This is a genomic window from Cetobacterium sp., from assembly GCF_048470075.1.
Taxonomy (GTDB): domain Bacteria; phylum Fusobacteriota; class Fusobacteriia; order Fusobacteriales; family Fusobacteriaceae; genus Cetobacterium_A.
Genome location: NZ_DBGBQB010000173.1, coordinates 1 through 10,790 on the forward strand (window position 1 = coordinate 1; position 10,790 = coordinate 10,790).

12 protein-coding genes and 1 pseudogene are annotated in these 10,790 nt (G+C 31.5%); 9 read left to right on the forward strand and 4 right to left on the reverse strand.

Features of this window, described 5'->3' with window-relative positions; genetic code table 11:
- The first annotated feature begins 103 nt into the window (after positions 1-103).
- From prfA to ACMOUI_RS06235, 6 genes are read left to right on the forward strand one after another with little or no spacing between them, the layout of a single operon-like run.
- Positions 104-1,177 carry a peptide chain release factor 1 gene (gene prfA, locus ACMOUI_RS06210; RefSeq protein WP_418964865.1) on the forward strand — a complete coding sequence of 358 codons (1,074 nt, stop codon included), beginning with the start codon at positions 104-106 and terminating at the stop codon, positions 1,175-1,177.
- Positions 1,178-1,179: 2 nt separating this feature from the next.
- Positions 1,180-2,319: a peptide chain release factor N(5)-glutamine methyltransferase gene (prmC, locus tag ACMOUI_RS06215; protein ID WP_418964866.1), complete on the forward strand. Its 1,140-nt coding sequence runs from the start codon at positions 1,180-1,182 to the stop codon at positions 2,317-2,319.
- Entirely contained in the window at positions 2,300-3,331 is a 1,032-nt protein-coding gene (gene queA / locus ACMOUI_RS06220) for a tRNA preQ1(34) S-adenosylmethionine ribosyltransferase-isomerase QueA (RefSeq protein WP_418964867.1), read from the forward strand. Before prmC ends, queA begins: the two co-directional genes overlap by 20 nt.
- An 18-nt stretch (positions 3,332-3,349) precedes the next feature.
- A complete protein-coding gene (rsmD, locus tag ACMOUI_RS06225; RefSeq protein WP_418964868.1) occupies positions 3,350-3,898 on the forward strand; it encodes a 16S rRNA (guanine(966)-N(2))-methyltransferase RsmD in 549 nt (182 codons plus the stop codon).
- An 18-nt stretch (positions 3,899-3,916) separates the two neighbouring features.
- Positions 3,917-4,138, forward strand: coding sequence for an exodeoxyribonuclease VII small subunit (xseB, locus tag ACMOUI_RS06230; protein ID WP_418964869.1), 222 nt, complete (start codon positions 3,917-3,919; stop codon positions 4,136-4,138).
- A complete protein-coding gene (locus ACMOUI_RS06235) occupies positions 4,125-5,012 on the forward strand; it encodes a polyprenyl synthetase family protein (RefSeq protein ID WP_418964870.1) in 888 nt (295 codons plus the stop codon). The genes xseB and ACMOUI_RS06235 overlap by 14 nt, the downstream gene beginning before the upstream one ends.
- A 12-nt stretch (positions 5,013-5,024) precedes the next feature.
- On the opposite strand, the gene ACMOUI_RS06240 is transcribed toward ACMOUI_RS06235, so the two are convergent.
- From ACMOUI_RS06240 to pstC, 4 genes are read right to left on the reverse strand one after another with little or no spacing between them, the layout of a single operon-like run.
- Positions 5,025-5,717, reverse strand: a complete 693-nt coding sequence (locus ACMOUI_RS06240; protein ID WP_418964871.1) for a phosphate signaling complex PhoU family protein — start codon at positions 5,715-5,717, stop codon at positions 5,025-5,027.
- 12 nt (positions 5,718-5,729) lie between these two features.
- The gene (gene pstB, locus ACMOUI_RS06245) at positions 5,730-6,491 is read right to left on the reverse strand and encodes a phosphate ABC transporter ATP-binding protein PstB (protein WP_418964872.1); all 762 of its coding nucleotides are present in this window, start codon (positions 6,489-6,491) and stop codon (positions 5,730-5,732) included.
- Between the two features lie 29 nt (positions 6,492-6,520).
- Positions 6,521-7,360 (reverse strand): phosphate ABC transporter permease PstA, encoded by an 840-nt coding sequence (gene pstA, locus ACMOUI_RS06250; protein WP_418964873.1) that lies wholly within the window; start codon positions 7,358-7,360, stop codon positions 6,521-6,523.
- A 13-nt stretch (positions 7,361-7,373) separates the two neighbouring features.
- Positions 7,374-8,255, reverse strand: coding sequence for a phosphate ABC transporter permease subunit PstC (gene pstC / locus ACMOUI_RS06255; RefSeq protein WP_418964874.1), 882 nt, complete (start codon positions 8,253-8,255; stop codon positions 7,374-7,376).
- Positions 8,256-8,520: 265 nt separating this feature from the next.
- On the opposite strand from pstC, the gene ACMOUI_RS06260 reads away from it, so the two are divergent.
- From ACMOUI_RS06260 to ACMOUI_RS06270, 3 genes and pseudogenes are all read left to right on the forward strand, one after another.
- Positions 8,521-9,357: a phosphate ABC transporter substrate-binding protein gene (locus ACMOUI_RS06260; RefSeq protein WP_418964875.1), complete on the forward strand. Its 837-nt coding sequence runs from the start codon at positions 8,521-8,523 to the stop codon at positions 9,355-9,357.
- Between the two features lie 78 nt (positions 9,358-9,435).
- Positions 9,436-10,113, forward strand: coding sequence for a response regulator transcription factor (locus ACMOUI_RS06265; RefSeq protein ID WP_418964876.1), 678 nt, complete (start codon positions 9,436-9,438; stop codon positions 10,111-10,113).
- 20 nt (positions 10,114-10,133) lie between these two features.
- Positions 10,134-10,790: pseudogene (locus tag ACMOUI_RS06270) on the forward strand (hypothetical protein); the annotation flags it as partial.

The window sequence follows — 10,790 nt, forward strand, 5'->3', positions numbered from 1 at the left end:
TGATGCTGCGGGTTATTTGGCTAAAGTCATGGAACTTTATTTTTAAAGTAAGTGTGGTATAATTTATAAGTTAAAGTATAGATATTAAAAAGGAGTGAAGAGAGTGTTTACTAAATTAGAAGAAGTTGTAGTAAGGTTTAATGAGTTAACAGAAGCTTTAGGTTCTCCAGAAGTTTTAAGCAATCCAAAGAAAATGATGGAGTGTAATAAAGCATTAAATGATATAACACCTATTGTTGAAAAGTACAAAGAGTATAAAAGATATCAAGAAGATTTAGAGTTTATAAAAGAGAATATCAGAGGAGAGAAAGACCCTGATATGAAAGATATGATGCAAGAGGAGTTAAAAGAGATTGAAGAGATAATTCCTAACATAGAGCAAGAGATGAAAGTATTACTATTACCAAAAGACCCTAATGATGACAGAAACGTTATTATTGAGATCAGAGGAGGAGCTGGAGGAGATGAGGCTGCTCTATTCGCTGGAGATCTATTTAGAATGTATACTAGATATGCAGAGAGACATAAATGGAAAATTGAAATAATTGAAAAACAAGAGATTGGTGTTGGAGGTTTAAAAGAAGCTGTATTCTCTATAAATGGACAAGGTGCATATTCAAGACTTAAGTTTGAATCTGGAGTTCATAGAGTACAAAGAGTTCCTGAAACAGAATCATCTGGAAGAATCCATACATCTACAGCAACAGTAGCTGTTTTACCAGAGGTAGATGAGGTTCAAGACGTTAAAATCAATCCATCTGATCTTAAAATTGATACATTTAGAGCATCTGGAGCGGGAGGTCAGCACGTTAACATGACAGACTCAGCTGTTAGAATAACACACTTACCTACTGGAGTTATAGTTCAATGTCAAGATGAAAGATCACAGTTAAAAAATAGAGAAAAAGCAATGAAACACTTGGCTTCAAAACTTTATGAGATGGAGTTAGAGAAGCAAAGATCAGCTGTTGAAAGCGAAAGAAGATTACAGGTAGGTTCAGGAGATAGATCTGAAAAAATAAGAACATACAACTTCCCACAGGGAAGAATAACAGATCATAGAATCAAATATACAGCTCACCAATTAGAAGCTTTCCTAGATGGGGATATTGATGATATGATAGACGCTCTAACTACATTTGCCCAAGCAGAAATGCTTTCAAGTTCAGTGGAGTAATTATGAAATTACTTGATATATTAAAATTTTCTGAGGAGTATTTGAAAAAATACTCCTTTTCAAAACCCAGATTAGAGAGTGAAAAAGTTATATCCCATGTGTTAAATCTTGAAAGAATAACTTTATATGCATATTTTGATATGGAGCTCAATCTAGAACAAAAAGAAAAAATAAAGAGTTATTTAAAGGCAATGGCTAGAAATAGAGTGAATTTTGATGAGCTTCCAAAAGAGGAGATAAGCGTACCGAAAGAGAGAGATTGTACCCTAGAAAATAGGGCGCTATTACAAAAAAGTATCGATTATTTAGCGAAAAATGATGTGATAGACAGTAGATTGGACGCTGAATATATATTTGCTCATGTGTTAAAAGTTAAGAGAACCATTCTTTCAATGAATCTAAGAAAAGAGATAAGTTTAGCAGAGAAAGAGGAGATAAAGGATCTTTTATACAAAAGAGCCAAGGAGAAAAAACCTCTACAATATCTTCTAGGAGAGTGGGAGTTCTATGGGCTTCCTTTTAAGGTTGATGAAAGAGTCTTAATACCTAGAGCAGATACAGAGATTTTAGTGGAACAGTGTAAATTTATATTGAATGAGATAGAAAATCCAAAAGTTTTAGATATAGGTACAGGAAGTGGAGCTATATCTGTAACAATAGCTAAAGAGATACCATCTGCAACTGTTTTAGGTGCAGATATAAGTGGTGATGCTCTAGAAGTAGCTGTGGAAAATAGAAAAATAAATAATGTAGAGAGTAACTTGAAATTTATAAAATCAGATGTATTTTCAAATATAAAAGATATGGATTATGATATGATTATATCCAATCCACCATATATTCCACAGGAGGAGTATGAGGAGTTAATGCCTGAAGTTAAGAAGCATGAACCTCAAAGAGCATTAACAGATAATGGAGATGGGTACTACTTCTATAAGAAAATATCAGAGGAAGCACCAAAATATCTAAAAGATGGAGGATATCTAGCTTTTGAAGTTGGGTATAACCAAGCTCAAGAGGTGAGTGAACTTATGAAAAAATCAGGGTTCCAGATTATCGCTATTGTAAAGGATTATGGTGGAATAGAAAGAGTAGTAATAGGAAGAAAGAGTGGTGAAGAGAGTGTCGACAAAATTAGTTGACTACGATTATCATTTACCAGAGGAGTTAATAGGACAAAAACCTAGAGAGCCTAGAGACCACTCTAAACTAATGATAGTGAATAGAGAAAACAAAACATTGGAGCATAAAAAGTTCTATAATATATTGGATTATTTAAAAGAGGGAGATGTATTGGTAAGAAACTCAACCAAAGTTATTCCAGCTAGACTTTTTGGAAAAAAGGAAACTGGAGGAGTTTTGGAAATACTTTTAATAAAAAGAGTAAGTTTAGATACATGGGAGTGTCTTTTAAAACCAGCTAAAAAATTAAAGGTTGGTCAAAAACTTGAAATTGGAAACAATAAAGAACTTGTTGCAGAACTTTTAGAGATAAAAGAGGATGGAAATAGAGTTTTAAAATTTTACTATGAGGGAGCATTTGAAGAGGTTTTAGATAAACTTGGAAAGATGCCTTTACCTCCATATATAGTGGAAGCTTTAGAAACTAAGGATAGATATCAAACTGTGTATGCAATAAAAGGTGAATCGGTAGCGGCGCCAACGGCGGGACTACACTTTACAAAAGAGTTACTAGAGGAGATAAAAAGAAAAGGCATAGAGATTTTAGATGTATTTTTGGAAGTGGGACTAGGAACATTTAGACCAGTGCAAACTGAAGATGTTTTAGACCATAAGATGCATGAGGAAGCATTTGAAATTCCTGAGTACACTGTTGAAAGAATAAAAAAAGCAAAAGAGGAGAAAAGAAGAATTATAGCTGTTGGGACAACGACAGTTAGAGCTTTGGAGTCTTCAGTAGATAAGGATGGGAACCTAATTTCAAGAAAGGGTTCAACAGATATATTTATATATCCAGGATATAAATTTCATGTTATCGATGCTTTAATAACAAATTTTCATCTACCTAAGTCGACACTTCTTATGTTGGTTTCTGCTCTTTCAACTAGAGAGTTTATGTTAGATGTGTATGCTGAAGCAGTAAAAGAGGAGTATCATTTCTTTAGCTTCGGAGACGCAATGTTTATTTGTTAATAAAAAAGAGGTGAAAAGATGAGAATAATAGCAGGAGAAGCAAAAGGAAAAAGATTGGAGTGTAGAAAGGGAACAGATACTAGACCTACACAAGATAGTATAAAAGAATCTTTATTCTCTATAATAGCTCCATATATAACTGATGCTAGATTTTTAGACCTTTTTAGTGGGACAGGAAATATAGCTTTAGAGGCTTTAAGCAGAGGAGCTAGAAGAGCTGTAATGATAGAAAAGGATCAAGAGGCATTAAAATATATAATAAAAAATATTAATAACCTAGGATATGAGAATAAATCAAGAGCTTATAAAAATGAAGTTTTAAGAGCTGTTGAGATTCTAGGAAGAAAAGGTGAAAAATTTGATATAATCTTTATGGATCCACCATATAAAGATGAAGTTTGTGAAAAAGTTATGAGAGCAATATCAAAAGCTAATCTATTGGCAGATAATGGACTAATAATTTGTGAACATCATATGTATGAGGATATGGCTGATGAAGTTGGAGAGTTTAGAAAATCAGATGAGAGAAAGTATGGGAAAAAAGTTGTAACATTCTATACAAGATAAATGATTAAGGGAGGATTCATGAAAAAGGATAGTTTTGAGTATAATACCAATGAAATCGATATTATAATTGAAAAATTAGATAAGGGAGAGTTATCTTTAGATGAATCAATAAAAGAGTATGAAAAAGCTATGAAATTATTAAAAAAATCCGCAGATATTTTAAATAAGGCGGAAGGAAAAGTAATAAAAGTTACTTCAGAAAAAGATGAGGTAAATTTAGAGGTTGATGAAAATGTTTAAAAACTACTTAAAAACTCAAAGAGAGTTAATAGATCTTAATATAGAGTGTTATTTAAATAAATTGGAATACCCAAATGTAATAGCAGAAGGAATGAGATACTCTGTTTTAAATGGCGGTAAAAGGCTAAGACCAACTCTTTTACTAATGGTACTTGAACTATATGAAAGAGATTTAAGTCTGGGATTACCTATTGCAGTTGCCATTGAGATGATTCATTCATACTCCTTAGTTCATGATGATTTACCTGCTCTTGATAACGATGATTATAGAAGAGGAAAGCTTACAACTCATAAAAAGTTTGGAGAAGCGGAAGCTATATTGATAGGGGACGCTCTGTTAACTCACTCATTTTCCATTGTAACAGATGAAACTTGTGGCGTATCTTCAGATAAACTTATAAAGATTATAGGTATGATATCTAGATACGCAGGTATAAATGGGATGATAGGTGGACAGATGATAGATATTGAAAGCGAAAAGAAAAAAGTTCCATTGGAAACATTAAAATATATCCATGAGAATAAAACTGGAAAATTGATAAAGCTTCCAGTGGAGATAGGAGCTATAATTTGTGATGCGACAAAAGAGGAGTATAAGGCTTTAGAAAGATACTCCGAATGCATAGGATTGGCTTTTCAAATCAAGGATGATATCTTGGATATAGAGGGAGACTTTCAAAAGATTGGGAAACCTGTAGGAAGTGATTTAGAACTGGAGAAAACAACATATCCAAGTTTATTTGGAATGGATAAAAGTAGAGAGATACTTAAAGAGCTGATAGAGGATTCTAAAAAGAGTTTAAGTATTTTTCCAAAAGATAAAATTCAAAAATTTATTGAATTAGCGGATTATATAGGAATAAGAGAAAGCTAAAAAAGGGAGCCATTATTGGTTCCCTTTTCCTTTACTTTCCAACTCAGCTTTTCTAGTATTTTCACCATTTAAAATATAGATTAAATCACTGGCTAGATGTATTATATGGTCTGATAATCTTTCAAACTTTTTATCTAGAAGCATAAGTTCAGATCCTCCAACAACATTGTCAGAAGTTTCCTTCATCTTACTTAAAAAATACTCAGTATTAGAGTTTATTAAATCGTCAATCTCCTCATCTAAATAGAGTACATTGTATAGTAAACTAACATCCTCATTTAAAAAGGCATCCACATACATCTGAAAAAGTCCTCTGATTTTTTTAGCTATGGGATAAACTTTTTCACTTAGAGCATAAGCCAGATTTGGGGATTTCTTCTCAATATCCTTAATTAGAGTTAGGTTAGCTTTTAAAAGGTCTCCCATTCTCTCAAGAACTCTTACACTGTTTATAATCATAACCAATTTTCTAAGGTTTTTAGCAGCAGGTTGGAACCTTGCCATAGTAATTATTGAATCCTCTTTTAATTTTACTTCAAAAGAGTTAATAAAATCTTCAATCATTTTAGCTTCTCCATAAAGAGTTGGATTAAAACTATTGTTTTGAAGCATCTCTAGGTTTACGTCAAAATTTCTACCAACATATTTTAATGTTTCTAAGTAGTGCTCATCTAAAGCTTTTAAAGATTCATTTAAAGTTCTCATAAAATCTCCTTTTTATCCAAATTTTCCTGTTATATAATCCTCGGTTTTCTTAACCTTAGGAGTGGTAAATATCTTTGAAGTCTCATCGAATTCTTCTAGCACTCCCTGATAGAAGAAACCTGTATAATCAGATATTCTTGAGGCCTGTTGCATATTGTGTGTAACAATGACAATACTATAGTTTTTTGCAAGTTCAACAATTAACTCCTCTATTTTAGATGTTGATATAGGATCAAGTGCTGATGTTGGTTCATCCATCAATAAAATTTCCGGGTTGATAGATATAGCTCTTGCGATACAAAGTCTTTGTTGTTGTCCTCCAGATAAACCTAAAGCAGATTGATGTAACTTATCTTTAACCTCATCCCATAGAGCAACAGCTTTTAAAGATGATTCAACAATCTCGTCCAACTTTTTCTTGTCAGTCTCTCCATGTAGTTTAGGGGCATAAACTAAATTTTCATAGATTGATTTAGGGAAGGGATTAGGTTTTTGAAAAACCATTCCAACCTTCTTTCTAAGTTCAACAATATCAAATTGTTTATCAAAAATGTTTTGATCATCAAGAAGAATTTCACCCTCATATTTAATACCAGATATTAAATCATTCATTCTATTTAAAGACCTTAAAAAAGTTGACTTTCCGCAACCTGATGGTCCAATAAGAGCTGTAACCTTGTTTTTCATTATATCCATATTTATACTTTTTAAAGCTTTGTAGTCACCATAGTAAAAGTTAAAATCCTTAACAGATATTCTAACGTCTTGTTTCATAATTTATATTCCTCCAAAATTATATGAGATTATTTTTCAAATTTATTCCTGATATAGGCACCTATAAGGTTGAATCCAACAGTTATAAAAACCAGTATAAACAGTGTTCCATGCATATTGCTCTCAGGCATATTTGGAACTTGAGTCGATATAACATATAGGTGATATGGTAATGCCATTACCTGGTCAAAGATTGATTCAGGTAAAAATGGTAGATAGAATGCTGCAGCTGTAAATAGTATTGGAGCAGTTTCACCAGCAGCTCTAGATATACTAAGTATAACCCCAGTGGAGATACCTGGTAAAGCAGCAGGGATTACAACCTTTGATATAGTTTCCCACTTTGTTGCACCAAGGGCAAGTGAGGCTTCTCTTAGGCTATTAGGAACAGCTAAAAGAGCTTCTCTTGTGGCAGTTATAATAACTGGAAGACACATAATACCAAGTGTTAAAGAACCAGATAATATAGAAACTCCAAACTTAAAATAGATTACGAATAGAGCCATTCCAAAAAGACCATATATAATACTTGGAATACCAGCTAGATTGATAATAGTCAAGTTTATAAGTCTTGTTATAATATTATCGTTCGCATATTCCACAAGATACACTCCAGTGAAAACTCCAAATGGAACGGAAACAGCTATAGTTCCAAGAGTTAAGTAGATAGTACCAACAATAGCTGGAAGAACACCACCAGCTCTCATACCTCTTTTTGGAACTTCAGTTAAAAAATCCCAAGAGATTGCAGGAACTCCCTTATATATAATATAACCTAAAATTAAAAAGATTGGTATGACAGATAGTAATGCAATTACTTTAATAAATAATTCGATTGCTACACCACTTTTTCCTTTTAAAATTTTCATTTTAATAATCCTCCTATTTTCCCATTAGCTTTCTTGACTTACGAATATATTTATCGGCTATACTATTTGTTAAAAAACTGATGGCAAATAATACTAATCCAATAGCAAATAGTGCGTGATAATGTTGACTTCCTTGAACAACCTCTCCCATTTCTGCAGCTATAGTAGCCGTTAAAGTTCTTACAGGAGAAAGAGGAGAAGTAGCCATAATTGGCGCATTTCCAGTTATCATCAACACAGCCATTGTCTCACCAATAATTCTACCAAATCCTAACATGATACCGGCGAATATACCAGGGAAAGCAGCAGGTAAAAGAACTTTAAAAACTGTTTCTAACTTATTTGCTCCCAATGCCAGTGAGGCTTCTCTATAAGATTTATCAAGTGCATTTAAAGCATCATCCGATAGACTAACAATGGTTGGAATAGCCATAAAAGATAGCATAATTCCACCAGTTAAAGCATTTAAACCACTAGTTAATTGAAAGGTATCCTTGACAAAACCAGATAGGATATAAAGACCTAAATATCCTAAAACTACTGATGGTAAAGCTGACATTGTTTCTATTATTATTTTAATAGTTTTTTTAGTTTTCTTATTAGCAAACTCAGATATATATATAGTTGTTATAATTCCAACAGGAATCGATATACATAAAGCGACTAGCGTAACCCAAAATGATCCTACTAGAAGAGGTAAAAGTCCATATTTACCAGATAGAGAGATCCATTCAGTACCGAAGAAAAATTTTGATAAAGGATACTCTTTAAAGAAAGATAAGCTATTTACTAAGATAAAAATAAAGATAAGTATAACGATTAGAATGTTAAAGATTCCGATAACTGAGTGTACTTTACTCATAAAAGAATCTTTAATCTTTCTTATACTATGCATGATGACCTCCTAAAACTATGTTAAAAAATTAAAAAAATTTTAAACTATTTTTAAACTAAAATTTATATTTATAGCAATATCATATAACTTACTTGTTAAAATAGGATTAATTGTATGTAAAAAAAATGTAAAATATTTTTTACCATTTTTTTACATTAAATTTAAACTAGATTAACATTGATGTTTTATACTTAATTCATAAATGATAAAGATAGAAAGCAAGATTAAGATAAAATTTAAAAATTTAGGAGGAGTGAATTTAAAAATGAAAATGAAAAAGTTTTTTTTAATGGGATTAATGGTAATGATGGGAGCTTATTCAACAACAGCAATGGCAACAAAAGTTGTTCAAGTAAAGGGGTCAGATACAATAGTAAATGTTTCTCAATATATAGCAGAGGAGTATATGGGGAAAAATAAAGAGGCTAGAATTGCTGTAACAGGTGGAGGATCTGGAGTTGGAATCTCATCTTTAATAAATGGAACAGCTGATATTGGAATGGCTTCTAGAAATATAAAAGATAAAGAGGTAAAGGCAGCTGAAGAAAAAGGATTAAAAATAAAAGAGGTAGTTTTAGGTTATGACGGAATCACTGTAATAGTAAATGAAGGAAATAAAGTCAATGATTTAACACACCAAGACTTAGCTAAAATCTTTAGAGGAGAGATTACAAATTGGAAAGAGTTAGGTGGAGAAGATGCTGCAATAGTTGTTCTATCAAGAGATTCATCTTCAGGTACTCACGAATTCTTTAAAGAGCATATCATAAGAGAGGAAAATACAAAGAAGGATGCAGAGTATGGAAAAAATACTTTATATATGCCTTCAAATGAAGCTATAAAACAGGAGATAAAAAATAATAAATATGCAATTGGATATATCGGTATGGGATATATGGACAAATCTGTAAAAAGCTTAAAAGTTGACTCGATTGAACCTAATGTACAAAATGTAGCAGATAAAAAATATCCAATAGCAAGAGAAATCTATTGGTATGTTATAGATACAGACAATAAAAATGTAAATGGATTAGTTGATTTCGCATTATCAGCAGATGGACAAAGAGTAGTTTCTGACGAAGGGTTTGTTCCAGTAAAATAACATTACAAAGGTGTCCCAATGAAAAAAGGACACCTTTTTTATATTTATGATATAATAGAAAAAAAAGGGAGAGATGATATGAAGGTATTAGTAGTTGAAGATGATTTAGAGATACAGGCATTAATAAATTACTATTTTACAAAAGAGGGGTATAAAGTAACTGTAGCATCTGATGGATTAGAGGGATTGAAGTATTTAAAAAAGGATAAACATGAGCTAATTATTTTAGATTTAATGTTACCAAATTTAGATGGGGTAAATTTTACAAAAATTGTTAAAGAGATGGAGGATGAGTATGGAACTCCATATATTATAATGTTAACAGCTAAGACAGAGGTTGAAGATGTGTTAAAGGGATTAGAAATAGGTGCAGACGACTATATGAAAAAACCTTTTGATCCAAGAGAGCTATTATTAAGAGGAAAGAAATTACTTAACCAACAAGAGAAAAATAAAAAGATAAGAAATAGATTTTTAGATTTGGAGATAGATGAGGATAAACATCTAGTGACTAATAGTGGAGAAGAGGTTGAACTATCTAAGAAAGAGTATGATCTATTGCTACTTCTAGTGAAAAATAAGGGGATTGTTGTCAGTAGAGAAAAGATTTTAGATAAAGTTTGGGGCAGTAACTACTATTCAGGAGATAGAACAGTAGATGTTTATATATCGAAGTTAAGAGAGAAGATTCCATTTTTAACAGAGTGCATAAAAACAGTGAAAGGAGTTGGGTACAGATTAGAAGAAAGGAGATAATTGCTCTTTTTTTTATAGTTATGATTGAAATAATTTTTGTGATAACTAATATATCATTTTTATCTCATCTCTATAGAGATGGAGTGAGAAATAGTTTGAAAGAAAATGTTTTCATTATATCCAATTTAATTAAAGAGTATGATAAGAAAGATTACCAACAGATATTTGAAAATTCAGATATGAGATTTAATATAATTAGCCTTGATGGTAAAGTTATATATGACTCTAGAAAGTACAATGAAGAGGGAAAACTAGAAAATCATAGTAATAGAAAAGAGGTTGTGGAGGTCAGAGATACTGGAACAGGGTTCGATATAAGAAAGAGTAGTATTTCAGATGAAACAATGGCTTACTATGCAGTTAAAAGAATCAATAAAGAGGGGGAAAGAGTAGTTGTAAGAGTTTCTAAAAACTATGGAGATACCCTAAGAATGCTAAAAATAATTTTAATAGCTGAACTTTTATTTTTTACTTTTTTAAATTTTACAATTCATGCATTTTATAAAAAATACTTAAAGAGAGATTTATATAGAAAGATAGAAGTTATTGAAGATTTCTTAAAAGAAAAAGGAAATGGAGAAAATTTATACTTTGAAAAAGACCCTTGGATTTTGAATCTATGGGATATTGTTCAAAAGTGGCAAAAACAAAATTTAGAAAATATAGTTAGTTTAAAT

Bases quoted from the DNA above. Each gene is read 5' to 3' on its own strand.
- prmC (WP_418964866.1), top strand. From the start codon at position 1,180: ATGAAATTACTTGATATATTAAAATTTTCTGAGGAGTATTTGAAAAAA.
- rsmD (WP_418964868.1), top strand. From the start codon at position 3,350: ATGAGAATAATAGCAGGAGAAGCAAAAGGAAAAAGATTGGAGTGTAGA.
- xseB (WP_418964869.1), top strand. From the start codon at position 3,917: ATGAAAAAGGATAGTTTTGAGTATAATACCAATGAAATCGATATTATA.
- ACMOUI_RS06235 (WP_418964870.1), top strand. From the start codon at position 4,125: ATGAAAATGTTTAAAAACTACTTAAAAACTCAAAGAGAGTTAATAGAT.
- ACMOUI_RS06240 (WP_418964871.1), bottom strand. From the start codon at position 5,717: ATGAGAACTTTAAATGAATCTTTAAAAGCTTTAGATGAGCACTACTTA.
- pstB (WP_418964872.1), bottom strand. From the start codon at position 6,491: ATGAAACAAGACGTTAGAATATCTGTTAAGGATTTTAACTTTTACTAT.
- pstA (WP_418964873.1), bottom strand. From the start codon at position 7,360: ATGAAAATTTTAAAAGGAAAAAGTGGTGTAGCAATCGAATTATTTATT.
- pstC (WP_418964874.1), bottom strand. From the start codon at position 8,255: ATGCATAGTATAAGAAAGATTAAAGATTCTTTTATGAGTAAAGTACAC.
- ACMOUI_RS06260 (WP_418964875.1), top strand. From the start codon at position 8,521: ATGAAAATGAAAAAGTTTTTTTTAATGGGATTAATGGTAATGATGGGA.
- ACMOUI_RS06265 (WP_418964876.1), top strand. From the start codon at position 9,436: ATGAAGGTATTAGTAGTTGAAGATGATTTAGAGATACAGGCATTAATA.